The following is a 17,918-nucleotide window of genomic DNA, read 5'->3' as shown; positions in this document are numbered from 1 at the left end:
ATGCTGAAGCGCAAAGAGTTCATTCTGGGGGCCGCGGCCGGCCTGACCCTGGCGGCCGCCGCGACCGCCGGCGGCGTCATCACCTGGCCGGGCGCCCACGCCGAGCCTCAGGCCGTCAACCGGATCACGCCGGTCCCGGCCAACGGCGACAGCTTCACGCCCCCGCCCGGCGCGCCCAACAGCTTCGCGACCATCTTCGACCAGGTGTCGCCGGCCGTCGTCCAGATCGACGTGACGGTCAAGGTCGACCAGCCCCAGGGCGCCCTCACCATTCCGGGCCTGCCCTTCCAGTTCGTGCCGCCGAACGGTCGCGGCGGTCAGGGCGAGGACGCCGAACCCCAGACGACCCAGGGCGCCGGTTCGGGCTTCTTCATCTCCCAGGACGGCTTCATCGTCACCAACAACCACGTCGTCGCCGACGCCACCGAGATCAAGGTCAAGATGTCGGACGGGCGCGAACTGCCGGCCCGTCTCATCGGCCGTGACGCGGGCACCGACCTGGCGGTGATCAAGGTCGAGGGCAACGACTTCAAATACGTCAGCTTCGAAGAGACGGCCGAGCCGCGCGTCGGCGACTGGGTCATCGCCATCGGCAACCCCTTCGGCCTGGGCGGCACCGCCACGGCGGGCATCGTCTCGGCCAAGGCGCGCGACATCGATCCGTCGGGCTACAACGACTACATCCAGATCGACGCCGCCATCAACCGGGGCAACTCGGGCGGTCCGACCTTCGACATCCACGGCCGGGTCATCGGCGTGAACTCGGCCATCTATTCGCCCACCGGCGGTTCTGTCGGCATCGGCTTCGCCATCCCGGCTGAAACCGCCAAGTCGATCACCGAACGCCTGATGCGCGGCCAGTCGATCGAGCGGGGCTATGTCGGCCTGGGTCTGCGCACCTTGACCGAGGACGGCTGGGAAGCCCTGGGCCAGCCCAAGGACTTCAAGGGCGCCCTGATCGAATCCGTCACCGAGGGCGGCCCCGCCGCCCGCGCCGGCGTCCGCGTCGGCGACCTGCTGGTCGGCGTCAACGGCCAGGCCACGGCCAACAGCCAGGAGGCCACCCGCCGCGTGGGCTCCGCCAAGCCGGGCGACACCATCCGTCTGGAGGTCATCCGCGACGGTCGTCGTCAGACGCTGAACGTCCGTTCCGGCACCCGTCCCTCGGAAGAGGAGCTGAACGCCAGCGAAGACGGCGGTTCCACCTCGCCCGGCCAGGCCCAGCCGAGCCAGAGCGAAACCATCGAGGGGCTGGGCGTCACCGCCATCACCCCCGCCGCCCGCTCGCGCTTCAGCATACCCGACAGCGTGAACGGCGTGGTCATCACCAATGTCGCCCAGGGCTCGCAGGCGGCGCGTATCGGCTTCCAGCCGGGCTTCGTCATCACTCGCGCTAATGACCGCAACATCGCTTCTGCGGCGGATCTGCGCGCGGCGGTGGCGGCCGCCAAACAGGCCGGTCGTCCCAGCATTCTGCTGTTCGTCCGCACGCCGCAAGGCACCAGCCCGGTGCCGCTGCGCTTCGCCGCCGAAGAATGATCTTCATTCTGACCAAGGCTTAACTCGTCAATCGCCGCCGATGCGCTACCATCGGCGGCGATTTTGATTCCGGGAGGGGTTTCATGCGGATTCTGGTGGTCGAGGATGACGCCGAGGCGGCGACCGCCATGGTGCGGGGCCTGTCCGAAGCCGGACACGAGGTGACCCATGCCGTGGACGGCGCCTTTGGTCTCCTGGAGGCGCAGAAGGGCGGCTACGACGTCTATGTGGTCGACCGGATGATGCCGCGCCTCGACGGCGTCGGCATGGTCGAGACGGTCCGCAAGGGCGGCGACCAGACCCCGGTCCTTTTCCTGTCGGCCCTTGGCGAGGTCGAGGACCGCGTCACCGGCCTGAAGGCCGGCGCCGACGACTATCTGGTCAAGCCCTACGCCTTCGCCGAACTGATCGCCCGCGTCGAGGCCCTGGCCCGCCGTCGCGAGACCGGCGGCGTCCAGACCGTGCTCAAGGTCGGGGATCTGGAGATGAATCTGATCGGCCGCACCGTCCATCGCGGCGCGACCGAGATCGATCTGCAGCCGCGCGAGTTCCAGCTGCTGGAGTTCCTGATGCGCCACGCCGGCCAGTCGGTGACGCGCACCATGCTGCTGGAGAAGGTCTGGGAATATCATTTCGACCCCCAGACCAATGTCATCGACGTTCACATCAGCCGCCTGCGCTCCAAGATCGACAAGGGCTTCGACAAGGCCATGCTCCAGACTGTACGCGGGGCGGGGTATCGGCTGGAGGCGTGAGCGGCGAGGGGTGAAAAGTGCTAGTGCTGGTGAACGGGAGGTGAGTTGCAGCGCGCCACGCGTTCGGACCGGCTCACCCGCACTAGCACTAGCACCCCTCACTGAACCTACACCGCCGCCCGCCAGCCTCTAATCCCATGCGCCTTCCCTCCCTCCTTCGCCGCACGCCCTTCCGGCTGACGCTGCTGTTTCTGGCGCTGTTCGTGGCGGCGGCGGGGGCGATCCTGGCCTATGTCTATTTCGCTTCGGCGTCCGAGGCCCAGGCGCGGGCCCAGGCGGATGTGGAGACCGAACTGTCGGCCCTGACCGCCATTCACCGCACGCGCGGCGTCGACGCCCTGAACCAGGCGCTGGTCGAACGCACCATCCGGGGCGGACCCTACCTCTATCTGCTGACCGGACCGGACGGAAAGATCGTCACCGGCAATCTGTCGGTCATGCCCTTCGACCTGAAGGAAGCGCCGCTGCCCGGTCGCGGCGAGTGGAGCACCTTCCGCCTGACCGACACCGACCCGGACGGGCGGGTGCAGAACCGCCGCTCGATCGGGGTCATCATGCCCCTGACCGGCGGCGACACCCTGTTCGTCGGCGAGGACATCGGCGGGATCGAGGAATATCTGTCGCGCCTGACCCAGGCCCTGTGGGGCGCCATGGGTCTGGTCATGCTGCTGGGCCTGGCGGGCGGCCTCTACATCAGCCGGCGGGTGGAACAGTCGATGGCTGGGCTGAACCGGGTCGTCGCCGCCGTGCAGGAGGGCGACCTGAAGGTCCGTGCGCCGGTTCGCCATTCCGGCGACGAACTGGACGAACTGGGCCAGGGGCTGAACACCATGCTGGACCGGCTGGAGGCCTCGATGGCCTCGATCCGTCACGCCGGGGACGCCATCGCCCACGATCTGCGCTCGCCCCTGACCCGGATGCGGGCCAAGCTGGAGGTGGCCCTGATCGACGCCGAGGCGGGCAAGATCGACGGGGTCGACGCCCTGGGCATCGCCCTGGACGAGGCCGACCACCTGCTGAAGACCTTCAACACCGTCCTGGCCATCGCCCGGCTCCAGGCGGGCGGAGCGCCGGACCCCAGGCTGATGGACGCCGCCGACCTGGCCGCCGACATGGCCGAACTGTACGAACCGGCGGCCGAGGACAAGGACATCGACTTCTCGGCGGAGGTCGAGAAGGGACTGATGATCGAGGGCAACCAGCCCTTCCTGGCCCAGGCCCTGGCCAATCTGATCGACAACGCCATCAAATACACCCCGGCCGGCGGGGCGGTGAAGCTGCGCGCGCGCAGGCGATCATCGGGCGAGATCGAATATTCGGTCACCGACACCGGCCCCGGCGTGCCGGAGGAGGACCGCGAACGGGTGGTCCAGCGTTTCGTCCGCCTGGACAACAGCCGCACCGAGCCCGGCTCCGGCCTGGGCCTGTCCCTGGTCACCGCCGTCGCCGAGGCCCACGGCGGCCGCGTGGTGCTGGACGAGGGGCCGGGCGCCTATGGCGATTTCGGGCCGGGTCTGCGGGTGGCCCTGGTGCTGCCGCCGGCGGTCCAGACCTAGAGATTTCCGCTCATCCCCGCGAAAGCGGGGATCCAGTTCTTTGGGCGTTCAGGCTTGTGAGCGCATCTCGGATCGTGGTCCAACGCTGTGCCGAGCGACAGCACGGGGGCCCCGCTTTCGCGGGGATGAGCGGAAGATTTGATGTCCGAGACCAAAAACTCAGTTCCGTTGGCGCATAGCCTCGCCCCCGCCGGCCCGGTCGCCAATCCCGCCGCCGCCGACCGCCTGCACGAGACCCTGATGGAGGCCGCCGCTGCCGATGGCTGGACCGACACCCTGGCCGCCGCCTGGCCCGCCCTGGCCCCGGTCGCCGGCGCCTCCCCCTATCTGACTGGCCTGATGCGCCGCCGTCCCGCCCATCTGCGCCGTCTGCTGGAACAGGACCCCGCCGCCGGCCTGGCGCGCATCCTCAAGGACACCGACGCCCTCGACGGCGAACCCGACGACGTCCGCGCGCCACTTCGCGTGCTGAAGGCCGACCTGCACCTGCTGACCGCCCTGGCCGACCTGGGCGGGGTCTGGAACCTGGACCAGGTGACCGCCGCCCTGTCGAAATTCGCCGACGCCTCGTGCCGCGCCGCCCTGCGCGCCGTCGCCGCCGAACAGCGGGCGCGCGGCCGGCTGATTTCGCCCCCCGGCGATCCGCGCGGTCCCGTTCCCGGCCTGTTCGGCCTGGCCATGGGCAAGCACGGCGCGAACGAGCTGAACTATTCCTCAGACATCGACATCTCCCTCTTCTTCGAGCCGCGTCTGATGGGGCTGGCCCTGCGCGAGGGGGAGGAGATGCAGGACTTCGCCAATCGCGTCGGCAAGGGGATCGCCACCCTGCTGACCGAGCGCACGGCCGACGGCTATGTCTTCCGTGTCGATCTGCGGTTACGGCCGGATCCGTCCTCGACCCCGCCGGTGGTCGCCGCGCCGATGGCCCTGGCCTATTACGAGAGCGTCGGCCAGAACTGGGAAAGGGCGGCCTTCATCAAGGCCCGGCCGGTGCTGGGCGACCTGCGCGCCGCCGGCCGGTTCGTGAAGGCCCTGCGCCCCTTCATCTGGCGCCGCAGCCTGGACTACGCCGCCGTCCTCGACATCCAGGCCATCAAGCGCCAGATCCACGTCCACAAGACCGGCGAGGGCCTGCACGCCGCCGGCGCCAATCTGAAACTGGGCCGGGGCGGCATCCGCGAGATCGAATTCTACGCCCAGACCCAGCAGTTGATCCTGGGCGGGCGTGATCCGGATCTGAGGAAACAGCGCACTCTCGAGGCCCTGTACGCCCTGGCCGGCGCCGGTCACATCCCCCAGGCCGTCGCCGACGAACTGTCGGCCGCCTATGTCGAACTGCGCGGCCTGGAACACCGGGTTCAGATGCTCGACGACGAGCAGACCCACCGCCTGCCCGAGGACGCCGAACGCCGCGCCGCCGTCGCCGCCCTGGTCGGGCAGGGCGACCTGCCCGCCTTCGACGCGGGCGTCGAGGCCCTGCTGGTTCGGGTCAACGCCCGCTACGGCGAACTGTTCGAGGGCGGGGAGGAGCTGGATTCCAGCTACGGCAGCCTGGTCTTCACCGGGGTCGAGAACGACCCGGAGACGCTGGAGACCCTGGGCCGGATGGGCTTCACCCAGGCGGCCTCGGTGGCCGACACCATCCGTTCCTGGCACCACGGCCGCATCCCGGCGACCCGGACCGAGCGGGGGCGCGAACTGTTCACCCGCCTGGCGCCCCAACTGCTGGAGGCCCTGGCCCGGTCCGGCGCCCCGGACGAGGCCTTCCGCCGCTTCGCCGTCTTCTTCTCGGGCCTGGCCGCGGGCGTCCAGGTCCAGGCCCTGTTCCTGAACCAGCCGAAACTGTTCGAGATGGTCGTCGGCGTCATGGCCTTCGCCCCGCGTTTGGCCCGCACCCTCGGCCGCCAGCCGGCCGCCCTGGACGGCATTCTGGACGCGCGCTTCCTGGAGGCGCTGTCCGAAGAGACGGGCCTGACCGAACAGATCCTGCGCGAGGCCGGCGAGACCGAGGATTTCGAGGGGGCCATGAACGCCGTGCGCCGCCTGCACCGCGAACAGATGTTCCGCATCGGCATCCACGCCCTGACCGGCCGCGCCGGGCCCGAGGCCGCCGGCCGCGCCTACGCCGCCCTGGCCGACGCCGCCATGCGCACCCTGTCCCCGGCCGCCCTGACCGAGACCGAGCGTCTGGGCGGCGCCTTCCCCGGCGCGGTCGCCGTGGTGGCCCTGGGCAAGGCGGGGTCGCGCGAGATGACGGCCGGGTCGGACCTGGACCTGATGACCCTGTACGCCGCGCCGCCCGAGGCCGTTTCCGAGATCAAGGGCTGGACCGCGGACGTCTTCTTCGCCCGCTTCACCCAGCGGCTGATCGCGGCCCTGTCGGCCCATACGGCCGAGGGCGGCCTGTACGAGGTGGACATGCGGCTGCGGCCCACCGGCTCCAAGGGGCCGGTCTCGGTGCGGCTGTCGGCCTTCGACGACTATTACGCTCGCGAGGCCGAGACCTGGGAGTTCATGGTCCTGACCCGCGCCCGCGTCGTCTGGGCCAGCGACGCCCGGTTCGGCGCACAGGTCTCGGCGGCCATCGAGGCGGCCCTGCGTCGGCCCCGGCCCGGCGTCGACATCGCCGCCGACGTCCGCAAGATGCGCGCCCTGATGGACCGCGAACGCCGGCCCCACGGCTTCTGGGATCTGAAACTGTCGCCCGGCGGCCAGGTCGACGCCGAGTTCGCGGCCCAGTTCCGCCAGCTCCAGGCCGCCGCCATCGGCGAACCCCTGACCCTGTCGACGCTGGAGGCCCTGCACGACGACCCGGTCCTGGCCGAGGCCTGGCGGGTGCAGCAGCGGCTGGCCCATCTGCTGGCCGCCGCCTTCGAGGGCCGTGTCGATCCCGAGGCCGAGCCCTCGGTCTTCCAACTGCGCCTGGCCGAGGCGGCGGGGGCGCCCGACTTCGAAACCCTGAAGACCGAGCTGACCGACCTGCGCCTGCGCGCCCGCAAGGCCTTCGAACGGGCGGTTCCAGCGGGGCGCGACGGAGAACCGTCCTAGCCGCGTTCAATCTCCTGACAGGGCAATGTCAAAGGGCCGCGAACAACGGCCCGTGGAGATTATCGAGATGAAGAAGACCTTCCTGACCGGCCTGAGCGCCGTCGCACTGGCCGCCGCTTTCGGTGCGGGAGCCGGCGCCGCCACGGCGCAGACCGCTCCGGCCCCGGCTGCGCCTGCGCCGCATCACCAGCGCGGCGATGCGAACCGCCAGATCACTCGCGCCGAATTCGTCGATGGGCGCGTCGCCCGCCTGACCGCGCTCGACGCGAACCGCGACGGCACGGTCAGCGTCGAGGAACGCCAGGCCGCCTTTGAGGTCAAACGCGCCGAACGCGCCAATGAACGTTTCGCCAAGCTGGACGCCAACGGCGACGGCTCCATCACCCGCGCCGAATATGACGTCGCGCGCTCGGCCCGCCCCGAACGCGCCGGTCGTCACGAGGGACGCGGCGGTCCCCGCCACGCCATGCGTGGTCACGGCCGTCACGGCGGCATGGGCGAGGGGCGCGGCCCCGGTCGCGACGGCCCGGTGGTGATTTCCGAGGTCGCCGCCAAACTGGGCGAACGCTTCGACAAGATGGACGCGAACCGCGACGGCGTGATCTCGGCCGACGAGCGTCGCGCCGCCATGACCGCCCAGCGCGCCGAGCGTCAGGCCCAACGTGCGGAACGCCGCGCGCAACGTCAGGCGCAACAACCGGCTTCCCCGGCTTCGGCTTCGGAGTAAGAACGGTGTCGGGGTCGGCCGTCATGGACGAATCGGTCCCTTTCGTCAGCAGCGGAAGAGGCGGGTTTGGTCGCGATCGTCGACCCCGACGAGGATCTGGTGCGCCGTGTGGGTCAGGGCGACCCCGCGGCGTCGCAGGCGCTCGTCGCGCGCAAGCTGCCGCGCATCCTGGCCCTGGCCCAGCGGATGCTGGGCGACCCGGCCGAGGCCGAGGACGTGGCCCAGGAGGCGATGCTCAAGGCCTGGCGACAGGCGCCCAAATGGGTTTCCGGCAAGGCCCGGTTCGACACCTGGCTGCACCGGGTGGCGCTGAACCTCTGCTACGATCGGCTGCGGCGACGGCGCGAGATCCCCACGGACACGCCGCCGGATCGCCCGGACGAGGGGCCTGCGCCGGACCGGGGCCTGATGGCCGCCGAGACCGGGCTGCGGGTCGATGCGGCGCTGAAACGCCTGCCGGATCGCCAGCGCGAAGCCATCGTCCTGTGTCATTATCAGGAGCTGTCCAATATCGAGGCGGCCGCCCTGATGGAGGTCAGCGTCGAGGCGCTGGAAAGTTTGTTGTCGCGCGGTCGCCGCGCATTGCGTCAGGCCCTGGCCGATATTGCGCCTGGGGCTGCTGAAGGAGACGGACGATGAAGGCGGAACGGTTGCACCAACTGGCGGACGCCTATGGCGCCGACCTGCGTCGGTGGCCCGCGTCCGAGCGCGCCTTCGCCGAAAGCCTGATCGCGGCCGATCCCTCGCTGCGGATGGTGATGGACGAGGCCGCGGCGCTCGACGCCCTGCTGGGCGCCGCGCCTGCGCCGGTCCCGTCCGCCGATCTGGCCGCCCGCATCCTGGCCGCCGCGCCCAAGCCCAAAGCGCGCCGCTTCCATCTGGATCGCCTGGCCTGGTTCCTGGGCGCGGGCTGGGCGGCGGCGGCCTGCGCCGGCGTGGTCGCGGGCGTCGGCCTGACCGGCCATATCACCGCCGATGCGCGGGCGGACGCGGTGCTCTACCAGTCCTCCCTGACCGGTGTGGACGACACGGAGGTGCTGGGATGAGCGCGAAGACCCTGAAGATCGCCCTGGCCGTGTCGGTGGCCGTGAACCTGTTCGCGGTCGCGGGCGGGGTCGCCTATGTCGTCAGCCACGACCGGATCGAGCGCAAGATCGAAGATCAGAAACGAGGCGGCCGTGACGGCCCCCTGGGCGAGGTGCTGGCCGGGCTGGCGCCCGAAACCCGTGAAAAGGTCCGTACGGCCCTGCGTGAGGCCGCCCTGGCGTCCCGTCCGGACTTCGAGGCGGCGCGGGCGGCGCGGCGCGAGGCCATCGCCGTCGCGGGGCAGTCCAGTCTTGACGCAGCGCGCGTCCGCACCCTGCTGGATCAGTCGCGCGCCGCCGAACTGCGCGGTCGTGCGCGCCTGGAGGACAGCGCCGTCGCCGTGCTCGGCACGCTCAGTCCCCAGGATCGCAAGGCCCTGACGCCGATCCTCCAGCGCAAGGGCGACGCCCGGCGCGCGGTCGTCCGGCATGATCGCAACGAGGACGGTCGGCGGGGCGAAAGCCCGCCCCGCTGACGGTTCGAGCCGGAATCAGCCCTTCTTCGACGCCCGGAAGGCGGCCACGGCGTCCACCGTCGCGCGCACCTTGGCCTCGATGGCGGCCCAGTCGCCGGCCTTGACGGCCTCGTCGGTCACCAGTTTCGACCCCATGCCCGCCGCCACGATGCCGGCGCCGAACCATTTGGCGATGGAGGCCTCGTCCGGGTCGACCCCGCCGGTCGGCATGATCTTGACCCAGGGCATCGGCCCCTTGACCGCCTTGACGAAGTCCGGGCCGCCGACCGACGAGCCGGGGAACAGTTTGACGATGTCGCAACCCAGTTCGTGCGCCTCGCCGATGTCGGTCACCGACCCGCAGCCGGGGAAATAGGCGACCATGCGCCGGTTGCAGACCTTGGCCACATCGGGGATCAGGCAGGGGCTGACCACGAAGCGCGCGCCCCGGTTCAGATAAAGCGACGCCGTGCCGCTATCGACCACCGAGCCGATGCCCAGCACCACGTCCGGGTCGGTCCTGATCAGTTCGCGATTGACCTCGCCGAACAGGTCGCAGGCGAAGTCGCCGCGATTGGTGAACTCCACCACCGGCGCCCCGCCGCGCGCGCAGGCGCGGATGACGTTCAGGCTGACCTCGGGATCGGGATGATAGAAGACCGGGCACACCCCCTGGGTTTCCAGCGCCTGAAGCACGCTGACGCGATCATGGGCCATGTCTGTCTCCTGTCCCGCCGCGCGGGTCCCGTTCCGTCGTTGGTTCCTGCTTATCCCAGCCCGCGCGCAATGCGAAAGCGCCGCGCGCTGGCTTTCGGGCGTGGGAGGTGGAACTTATTGTTTCACCGGTGTCAGGCGGGGAGGGACGGTCCGGACTTAGGAGGGCGAACACGCCGTTCGCGTCATCTCGTAGGCCGCAAACCTGTTCTCCGCGCCCGCCGAGTCCTTCGCGACGATGGTCCAGGTCAGCCTCGCCGTCGTCAGCGCCCAGCGATTGACGAACCGGGCGTCCGGATAGGCGTAGCTGACCTCGAACCCGTCCTCGCGCGGCGCCCCGGCGCCGACGGCGGTATAGTCGCCGCCGAAACTGTCGGCCCAGAAGGCGGAGATGGTCTCAGAGCCGCCGTTGCTCGGCGTCCTGCCGCCGAAGATCAGATGGGCGGCGTATCGATCCGCCGGGTCGGCCGTCGCCTCGCTCTCGGTCTCGATCAGGAACAGGGCGTTTTCGGCGACGGGTCGGGCGGTCAGTTCGATCGTCACCGGCTTGCCCAGCACCGCTCCGGTCCCGGTCCAGCAGCCCGCCAGGGCCGTGACGGCGGACGGCACGGCGGCCGCGCCCGGCTCCTGCACGGCCGAGACGGCGGTCAGGCCGGCGACGACCACGGCGACAAGGACGGACATCGGACTTCACCCCACAGACGCCGGACAAGCGTCGCCATAAGCCTATGGCGCAACTCCGGATCCTCTTCCAGCCGTCAGGCGGCGGCCTTGCGGAAATGTCCGGCCCGCCAGGCCAGGACCATCACCGCCACGCCGACGGCGGTGCAGACGACCAGGGCGGGCAGGGAGGCCTCGGGGCCGAAGGCGCCGCCGGTCAGCCATTCGGCAAAGCCCGGACGCGCCGTGCTGCTGGCGAGGGCCGGGCCGAAGTCGCCGCCCGACACCGCCGCCCCGAACAGATAGCCCTGGGTGAAATTCCAGGCCGCATGGACCCCGATCGACACCCAGATCCGCCCGGTCAGGGCATAGAAGGCCCCCAGCATGATCCCGGCCTCCAGGGCGATGCAGATCGCCGCGAACACGGTGGCGTTGGGATTGGCGATATGGCCGAAACCGAACAGGGCGGCCGAGACGGCGAAGGCGATCCACGGTCCGAAGGCGCGCCACACCAGACGCAGCAGTATGGCGCGGATCATGATCTCCTCGACCACGCCAGACTGGACGGCGCGCCCGGCGGCGGTCCAGACCGGGGCGGCGCCCAGGCTCCGGATCTCGTAGAGGCCGAACCCGGCCATGATCCCCATCACGGCCGCGAACATGGCCGTCCCGATCAGCAGGCCGACCGCCAGTTCCGGCGTCAGGGGCTTCAGCGCGATCTCGGACGGCCAGCGCCCTTCGGCCAGCCACACCGCCAGGGCGTAGATCGCCAGGGCCGCCAGCGCGCCGCCCAGACTGGCCGCGAACTGCGCCGGACCGACAGCCGGCAGCCAATGCCCCAGAACCTCCGCCGTCGGCAGGGCGGCGAAGGCGACCAGGAAGAACAGGGCCACGGCCCAGCCCAGGGCGCGCAGCCAGCGCAGCGGCCCCGGATGCAGGAAGCGCTGCCCGCCCAGTTCAAGGGGGCGGATCCCCTGACCGGCCGTCAGGAAGCGCGCCGCAGCGGCGGCGAGGGACGAGTTGGTGCTCATGGAAGGTTCCGGGAAGGAGGTGTTCAGGATGGGTCGGAAAGGTCGCGGCTCGCCTCGGCGATCCGGGCGCCGAAGGAGCGACGGCGCAGGGCCGCGATGGCCTCGTGCAGCACCTCGGTCAGAGGCGCCGAAAGCTCGGCGTCCAGTTCGGCGGCGGCGGCGTTGGTCGCCGCCTGCTGGCGCTGCAGAGCGGGGATCATGGCCTCGGTCACGGGCGTCAGCACCACGATCCGCTCGCGCGCGTCGGCGCCGGGCGTCAGGGCGACCAGGCCTTCGCGGTTCATCTGCGACACGGTCTGGCTGGCGGCCGAATGACTGACCCCGACCTCGCGGGCGATCCGCTTGATCGAGGTCGGCCCCAGCTTGGTCAGGGCGCGCAGCACCGGCGTATAGCGCGGCCGCCAGGCCAGGCCCGCTGCCGCATAGGCGGCCTCCACCTCGCCGTCCAGCAGGTCGATCAGGCTGCGCATCAGCGTGCCGAGGGTGGGGGAAGGCGTGGTCATGAGGAGTATGTATAAGCGCTGTTATATCTCGTCAACCGCCGTTGCTGCGACCGATCGTGACGCAGGCGTCTGCTAGATCCTGAACGACTGAACGGGCGAGGAGAGGAGGCGAAAGTGCACGGAGTACACCAAGTACACCCTGTTTTTTCGACGCAGGCCTCGAAACCCGCTAGGAAGCCGCCGAACCACAGGAGCCCCCGCCATGATGACCGCCATCTTCGTCTTCATCAAAACCGAGCTGGGCTACGCCAACGACGTGGCGGCGGACATCGTCGACAATGTCGAGAACGTCTCCGAGGTCTATTCCACCTCGGGCCAGCACGATCTGCTGGCCAAGTTCAATCTGCCGCGCGACGCCGACATCGGCGCCTTCGTGACGAAACATGTGCAGACGCGGCCGCACGTCCGCGACACCTTCACCGTCATCACCTTCTCGCCCTTCCTGCCGACGAAGGCTTAGGCGCCGGCCTTTCGCTTGGCCTTGTCCTTGCGGTCCTCGGCCTCGTCGTCGCCGCCGACCTTCTCTTCGACGGTGGCCGAGAAGCGCTGATAGGCGCCCAGGCCCACCAGGACCAGGACCGAGGCGATCAGCAGGGCGGTGGGATAGATCAGCAGGGCCACGTCCTCGCGCGCCGTCTTGAACACCACCACCAGGGCCTCCAGGAACAGGGCGATGACGATGGTGGACAGGAATTTGGTCAGGCTGCGTCGGGCCTCGGCGGCGCTGCGCTTCTCGTTGCCGCGCCGCACCTCGTCCTCGAAGATGTATTTGGCCACGTCGAAGACGGCGATGGCGACGATGACATAGCCCAGCACGTCCAGCACGGCGTCGGCGCCCGACTGGTCCGGGGCGCGCATGGCCTCCAGCGCGTCCTTCACCCCGAACCCGATCAGGGCCACGGCCGCCAGCAGAAGCAGCAGGCTGGCGCCGGCGAAGACGGCGCGTGTCAGATAGGTCATGCAAAGCCCCTCGTTAGGGCCGTTCAACGCATGAACGGCCAAGCTGTTGCCTTCCCTTACGTGACCGTAGCCAAGCGAAACGGGTCTGCTAACGTGCCGGGGAGAAGACGCCTCAAGGCGCTCCACCAAGGGCAGGATACGGCATGACGGACCTCGACACCTTCCGCGCGGAAACCCGCGCCTGGCTGGAAGACAACTGCCCGCCCGAGGTGCGCGGGCCGATGGCTTCGGAAGCCGACATGATCTGGGGCGGGCGCGATGCGGTCTTCGCCACGCCGGGTCACAGACTGTGGCTGGAGCGGATGGGGGCGCGCGGCTGGACCGCGCCGGAATGGCCGACCGAATACGGCGGCGGCGGGCTGAGCCGCGAACAGGCCAAGGTGCTGGCCTCGGAACTGCGCCGCATCAAGGCCCAGCCGGCCCTGGCCAGTTTCGGCGTCTGGATGCTGGGCCCGGCGCTTCTGGCCTTCGGCAGCGAGGAACAGAAGAAGCGCTTCCTGCCCCAGATCGTGCGCGGCGAGATCCGCTGGTGCCAGGGCTATTCCGAACCCGGCGCCGGCTCCGATCTGGCCGCCATCCAGACCCGGGCCGAGGATCGGGGCGACCACTGGATCGTCAACGGCCAGAAGATCTGGACCTCCTACGCCGACAAGGCCGACTGGATCTTCTGCCTGGTCCGCACCGATCCCGAGGCGCCGAAACATCTGGGCATCAGCTTCGTCCTGTTCGACATGAGAACGCCCGGCGTCACCACCCGCCCCATCACCCTGATCAGCGGCAAGTCGCCCTTCTGCGAGACCTTCTTCGACGACGTCCGGGTCGAGAAGGAAAACCTGGTCGGAACCCTGAACCGGGGCTGGGACGTGGCCAAACACCTGCTGGCCCACGAACGGACCATGATCGGCGCCATGGGCGAGGTGGGCGCCGGTCGGCCTCTGGGACAGGTGGCGGTCGACGCCCTGGGCGCGGCCGAGGACGGGCGGCTGGACGAGCCTATGCTGCGCGCCCGCATCGCCGAACTGGAGATAGACGCCGCCGCCTTCCGTCTGGCCATGGAGCGGGTCGGGGATCAGGTGAAGGCGAAACAGGCCCATCCGGCCATAGCCTCCATGCTGAAATATTACGGCTCGGAGCTGAACAAGCGCCGCCACGAACTGCTGATGGCGGCGGGCGGGGCGGAGGCGCTGGAATGGGAGAGCGAGCGGTCGCACGGCGGCGCGGCCGCCCGCGACTGGCTGCGGACCAAGGCCAATTCCATCGAGGGCGGGACCAGCGAGGTCCAGCTGAACATCATCGCCAAACACCTGCTTCAGCTGCCGGGAGCCTGAGCCCATGCCCCTGATCCTGACCGAAGAACAGACGATGCTGCAGGCGGCCGCCGACGGTTTCCTGACCGAGAACGCCCCCATCGCCCACCTGCGCAAATTGCGTGACGACGCCGACCCCGACGGCGTCTCGCGCGACCTGTGGCGGGCCTTCGGCGAGATGGGTTTCGCCGGCGTCCTGATCCCCGAGGCCCACGGCGGGCTGGGTCTGGGCGCGGTGGAGGCCGGGGTGATCGCCGAAAGCCTGGGCCGCACCCTGACCCCGTCGCCCTTCATGGGTTCGGCCGTCCTGTCGGCGCGGATCCTGACCGACGCCGGCTCCGAGGCCCAGCAGGCCTGGTTGCCTCGGATCGCGGCGGGCGAGGCCATTCTGGCCCTGGCGGCGGACGAGGGCGCCAAACACGCGCCGGCCCGGATCGCCGCGACCGCCGAACGGTCCGGCAACGGCTTCCGTCTGAACGGCGCCAAGGGTTTCGTGCTGGACGGCCACATCGCCGACGCCCTGATCGTCGTCGCGAAAGCCGAGGAGGGGACCACCCTCTTCCTGGTCGATCCGCAGACGCCGGGGGTCGAGATCGAACGCACCCTGATGGTCGACGCCCACAACGCCGCCCGCGTCGTCCTGACCGATGTGGCGGTCGACGCCGATGCGGTGATCGGCGCGGTCGGCGGCGGCGAGGTCGTGCTGGAGGCCGCCCTGACCCTGGGCCGGGCCTGCGCCGCCTCGACCCTGACCGGGGCCGGGGATCAGGCGTTCAAGGTCACGCTGGAGTATCTGCGGACCCGCAAACAGTTCGGCAAGCTGATCGGCGAGTTTCAGGCCCTGCAGCACCGGGCGGCCCATCTGTTCACCGAGCTGGAACTGGCGAGGGCGGCGACCCTGGGCGCGCTTCAGGCCATAGACGCGGGGCGCGAGGACGCCGGGCTGGCGGCCTCGGTGGCCAAGGCCAAGGCCGGGCGCGTGGCCGAACTGGCGGTGCAGGAGGCGGTGCAGATGCACGGCGGCGTCGGCATGACCGACGAGTTCGACGTGGGCCTGTTCATGAAGCGGGTCCGGGTGCTGAACGAACTGCTGGGCGACGCGGGCTTCCATGCGGAGCGGGTGGCGAGGAGCGGGGGGTATTGAGGACCACTTCCTTCTCCCGTTGGGAGAAGGTGGCCCGAAGGGCCGGATGAGGGTTCCGCCGATGGGCTAACTCGCACGCCCGAACCCTCACCCTTTCGCGCAAGACCGATCGCTGACGCTCTCGGGCGCTCAAGCCCTCTCCCAGCGGGAGAGGGGGGAGATGACGTTTCGGTTCGGACCGCCTACACCTCCCGCCAAGGGAGAACGCACATGACGACGCGAACCAACGCGCCCGCCTACCTCACCGGCTTCGGCAATCATTTCGCCACCGAGGCCGCGCCCGGCGCCCTGCCTCAGGGGCAGAATTCGCCGCAGAAGACGCCGATGGGCCTCTATGCCGAACAGCTGTCGGGCACGGCCTTCACCGCCCCGCGCGCCGAGAACCGCCGCAGCTGGCTGTACCGGCTGCGCCCCTCGGCCCAGCACGGCCCCTATGTGGCCTTCGACCAGGGCCGGGTCCGCTCGGGCCCGTTCGACGAGACCCCGCCCAACCCCAACCGGATGCGCTGGGATCCCCTGCCGATCCCCGAGACCCCGACCGACTGGGTCGAGGGCCTGGTCACCTACGGCGGAAACGGCGAGCCCGACGCCGGTGCAGGGGCGGGCATCCACCTCTATGTCGCCAACCGGTCGATGACCGACCGGGTCTTCTACGACGCCGACGGCGAGCTGCTGATCGTGCCGCAGCAGGGGGCGCACCGGTTCGTCACCGAGATGGGCGTCATCGAGGCCGAGCCCGGCCATGTCGTCCTGATCCCGCGCGGCGTCCGTTTCCGCGTCGAGATCGAAGGCCCGGTCCGGGGCTATGTCTGCGAGAACTACGGCAGCCCCTTCCGCCTGCCCGATCTCGGCCCCATCGGCGCCAACGGCCTGGCCAATCCGCGCGACTTCGAGACCCCCGTCGCCGCCTATGAGGACGCCGACCGCCCGACCCAGTGCGTGCAGAAATACGGCGGCCGCCTGTGGGTCACCACCTTCGATCACAGCCCGCTGGACGTGGTCGCCTGGCACGGCAATCTGGCGCCCTGCCGCTACGACACGGCGCGGTTCAACACGATCAACACCGTCAGCTACGACCACCCGGATCCGTCGATCTTCACCGTCCTGACCAGCCCGTCCGAGACGCCGGGCACGGCCAATATCGACTTCGTCATCTTCCCGCCGCGCTGGATGGTGGCCGAACACACCTTCCGCCCGCCCTGGTTCCACCGCAACGTCATGAGCGAATTCATGGGGCTGGTGACCGGCGCCTATGACGCCAAGGTCGGCGGCTTCGCCCCCGGCGGCGCCAGCCTGCACAACCGGATGAGCGGACACGGCCCCGACCAGGCCAGCTACGAGGGCGCGATCAAGGCGGAACTGAAGCCGCACAAGATCGATAACACCCTGGCCTTCATGTTCGAGACCCGGGCTCCGATCCGCGTCACGAAATGGGCGTCAGAATCACCGCAGATGCAGCTCGACTACGACGACGTCTGGTCGGGCTTCACCAAAGGACAGGTATCATGATCCGCATCACCCTTCTCGCCGCCGCTGCATTGCTCGCCGCCGCCTGCACGCCCCAGACGACGACCGGCGCCGGATCGGACGCCCCGATGCAGAGCGCCGAGGCCTCGGCCTGCGCCACGCGCGGCGGCACGCTGAAACAGGTCGGCCGGATGCAGTCCTGGCAGTGTGTGATCAGCTACGCCGACGCCGGCAAACGCTGCACCGACGGTGATCAGTGTCAGGGCGACTGCCGCGTCGAGGGCAATACCGGCATCGCCCCGGGCGCCGCCACGGCCGGCGTCTGCCAGCCCACCAGCGACCGCTTCGGGTGCAACACGACGGTCGAGGACGGCAAGGCCGGCGCGACCCTCTGCATCGACTGACACCGTCCATCTTACGTCCGTCATCCTCGCCCTTGTGGCGAGGATCCAGACTCCCGGTGTTTGAGGGCGGTGCACGCTGCGGACGCACCGGGCGTATGGATCCTAGGGACAAGCCCTAGGATGACGGGGAGAGAGAAGAGGGGGCTTTATCAGTCCCCGTGCTTGCCGATGCTGGAAAACTCCGGCGGGGCGGCCTTGTGTATGAACTGTTCGGCCACCAGCCAGGCCTTGAACGGCCGCAGACAGCCCAGGCACATCCCCGCCAGCACCGGCATGGTCACGACGAAATGGACCCAGATCGGCGGCTTGACGGTGAATTCGAACACCATCAGCAGGATCATCCCCACCACCCCGACCGCCGACATGACGAAGAAGGCCGGGCCGTCCGCCGGGTCGGCGAAGGCGTAGCTCAGCCCGCACTTCGGACAGGCCTCGCGCAGGGTCAGATAGCCCCTGAACAACGGCCCCTCGCCGCAGCGGGGGCAACGGCAGGCCAGGCCGGTCTTCAGCGTGCTCAGGCGAGGATAGTCGGTCATGTCGACAAGATGGGGGTTCGCGGGCCG

19 protein-coding genes are annotated in these 17,918 nt (G+C 69.8%); 13 read left to right on the top strand and 6 right to left on the bottom strand.

Annotation, left to right across the window (positions count from 1 at the left end; all coding sequences use genetic code 11):
* From ACIQ1T_RS01850 to ACIQ1T_RS01815, 8 genes are all read left to right on the top strand, one after another.
* Window positions 1-1,539, top strand: coding sequence for a Do family serine endopeptidase (locus tag ACIQ1T_RS01850; RefSeq protein ID WP_395942785.1), 1,539 nt, complete (start codon window positions 1-3; stop codon window positions 1,537-1,539).
* An 83-nt stretch (window positions 1,540-1,622) separates the two neighbouring features.
* Complete coding sequence (locus tag ACIQ1T_RS01845; protein WP_395942784.1) at window positions 1,623-2,294, top strand: response regulator transcription factor; 672 nt, start codon at window positions 1,623-1,625, stop codon at window positions 2,292-2,294.
* Between the two features lie 137 nt (window positions 2,295-2,431).
* Complete coding sequence (locus ACIQ1T_RS01840; protein ID WP_395942783.1) at window positions 2,432-3,850, top strand: ATP-binding protein; 1,419 nt, start codon at window positions 2,432-2,434, stop codon at window positions 3,848-3,850.
* Window positions 3,851-3,991: 141 nt separating this feature from the next.
* Window positions 3,992-6,898: a bifunctional [glutamine synthetase] adenylyltransferase/[glutamine synthetase]-adenylyl-L-tyrosine phosphorylase gene (locus ACIQ1T_RS01835; protein WP_395942782.1), complete on the top strand. Its 2,907-nt coding sequence runs from the start codon at window positions 3,992-3,994 to the stop codon at window positions 6,896-6,898.
* A gap of 67 nt (window positions 6,899-6,965) precedes the next feature.
* Entirely contained in the window at window positions 6,966-7,625 is a 660-nt protein-coding gene (locus tag ACIQ1T_RS01830) for an EF-hand domain-containing protein (protein WP_395942781.1), read from the top strand.
* Between the two features lie 66 nt (window positions 7,626-7,691).
* Window positions 7,692-8,264 (top strand): RNA polymerase sigma factor, encoded by a 573-nt coding sequence (locus ACIQ1T_RS01825; RefSeq protein ID WP_395942780.1) that lies wholly within the window; start codon window positions 7,692-7,694, stop codon window positions 8,262-8,264.
* Window positions 8,261-8,671, top strand: a complete 411-nt coding sequence (locus ACIQ1T_RS01820) for a hypothetical protein (protein WP_395942779.1) — start codon at window positions 8,261-8,263, stop codon at window positions 8,669-8,671. Before ACIQ1T_RS01825 ends, ACIQ1T_RS01820 begins: the two co-directional genes overlap by 4 nt.
* Entirely contained in the window at window positions 8,668-9,186 is a 519-nt protein-coding gene (locus ACIQ1T_RS01815; protein ID WP_395942778.1) for a periplasmic heavy metal sensor, read from the top strand. The genes ACIQ1T_RS01820 and ACIQ1T_RS01815 overlap by 4 nt, the downstream gene beginning before the upstream one ends.
* A gap of 15 nt (window positions 9,187-9,201) precedes the next feature.
* Here ACIQ1T_RS01815 and ACIQ1T_RS01810 read toward each other — a convergent pair whose 3' ends face one another.
* The 4 genes from ACIQ1T_RS01810 to ACIQ1T_RS01795 all read right to left on the bottom strand — a co-directional run bounded on the left by ACIQ1T_RS01810 (window position 9,202) and on the right by ACIQ1T_RS01795 (window position 12,073).
* Window positions 9,202-9,882 (bottom strand): bifunctional 4-hydroxy-2-oxoglutarate aldolase/2-dehydro-3-deoxy-phosphogluconate aldolase, encoded by a 681-nt coding sequence (locus ACIQ1T_RS01810; protein ID WP_395942777.1) that lies wholly within the window; start codon window positions 9,880-9,882, stop codon window positions 9,202-9,204.
* A 156-nt stretch (window positions 9,883-10,038) separates the two neighbouring features.
* Window positions 10,039-10,563, bottom strand: a complete 525-nt coding sequence (locus tag ACIQ1T_RS01805; RefSeq protein ID WP_395942776.1) for a hypothetical protein — start codon at window positions 10,561-10,563, stop codon at window positions 10,039-10,041.
* Between the two features lie 74 nt (window positions 10,564-10,637).
* Window positions 10,638-11,570 carry a lysostaphin resistance A-like protein gene (locus ACIQ1T_RS01800; protein ID WP_395942775.1) on the bottom strand — a complete coding sequence of 311 codons (933 nt, stop codon included), beginning with the start codon at window positions 11,568-11,570 and terminating at the stop codon, window positions 10,638-10,640.
* A 23-nt stretch (window positions 11,571-11,593) separates the two neighbouring features.
* Window positions 11,594-12,073, bottom strand: a complete 480-nt coding sequence (locus tag ACIQ1T_RS01795) for a MarR family transcriptional regulator (protein WP_395942774.1) — start codon at window positions 12,071-12,073, stop codon at window positions 11,594-11,596.
* A 202-nt stretch (window positions 12,074-12,275) separates the two neighbouring features.
* On the opposite strand from ACIQ1T_RS01795, the gene ACIQ1T_RS01790 reads away from it, so the two are divergent.
* Entirely contained in the window at window positions 12,276-12,533 is a 258-nt protein-coding gene (locus ACIQ1T_RS01790; RefSeq protein ID WP_395942773.1) for an Lrp/AsnC ligand binding domain-containing protein, read from the top strand.
* Here ACIQ1T_RS01790 and ACIQ1T_RS01785 read toward each other — a convergent pair.
* Complete coding sequence (locus ACIQ1T_RS01785) at window positions 12,530-13,033, bottom strand: GNAT family acetyltransferase (RefSeq protein ID WP_395942772.1); 504 nt, start codon at window positions 13,031-13,033, stop codon at window positions 12,530-12,532. The two genes, ACIQ1T_RS01790 and ACIQ1T_RS01785, sit on opposite strands and share 4 nt — an antisense overlap.
* A 143-nt stretch (window positions 13,034-13,176) precedes the next feature.
* Here ACIQ1T_RS01785 and ACIQ1T_RS01780 point away from each other — a divergent pair, with 143 nt between their 5' ends.
* The 4 genes from ACIQ1T_RS01780 to ACIQ1T_RS01765 all read left to right on the top strand — a co-directional run bounded on the left by ACIQ1T_RS01780 (window position 13,177) and on the right by ACIQ1T_RS01765 (window position 17,355).
* Complete coding sequence (locus ACIQ1T_RS01780) at window positions 13,177-14,361, top strand: acyl-CoA dehydrogenase family protein (protein WP_395942771.1); 1,185 nt, start codon at window positions 13,177-13,179, stop codon at window positions 14,359-14,361.
* 4 nt (window positions 14,362-14,365) lie between these two features.
* On the top strand, window positions 14,366-15,484 hold the full coding sequence (locus ACIQ1T_RS01775; RefSeq protein ID WP_395942770.1) for an acyl-CoA dehydrogenase family protein: 1,119 nt from the start codon (window positions 14,366-14,368) through the stop codon (window positions 15,482-15,484).
* 210 nt (window positions 15,485-15,694) lie between these two features.
* On the top strand, window positions 15,695-16,993 hold the full coding sequence (hmgA, locus tag ACIQ1T_RS01770; protein WP_395942769.1) for a homogentisate 1,2-dioxygenase: 1,299 nt from the start codon (window positions 15,695-15,697) through the stop codon (window positions 16,991-16,993).
* Window positions 16,990-17,355 (top strand): hypothetical protein, encoded by a 366-nt coding sequence (locus ACIQ1T_RS01765; RefSeq protein ID WP_395942768.1) that lies wholly within the window; start codon window positions 16,990-16,992, stop codon window positions 17,353-17,355. The genes hmgA and ACIQ1T_RS01765 overlap by 4 nt, the downstream gene beginning before the upstream one ends.
* 149 nt (window positions 17,356-17,504) lie before the next feature.
* Here ACIQ1T_RS01765 and ACIQ1T_RS01760 read toward each other — a convergent pair whose 3' ends face one another.
* Window positions 17,505-17,891: a DUF983 domain-containing protein gene (locus ACIQ1T_RS01760; RefSeq protein ID WP_395942767.1), complete on the bottom strand. Its 387-nt coding sequence runs from the start codon at window positions 17,889-17,891 to the stop codon at window positions 17,505-17,507.
* Between the last annotated feature and the right edge of the window lie 27 nt (window positions 17,892-17,918).

Origin of the sequence: Brevundimonas sp., from assembly GCF_044336875.1 — a bacterium.
Classification (GTDB): Bacteria; Pseudomonadota; Alphaproteobacteria; order Caulobacterales; family Caulobacteraceae; genus Brevundimonas.
The sequence above is the reverse complement of the archived record's forward strand: the minus strand, read 5'-3'. Positions and strand labels throughout refer to the sequence as shown.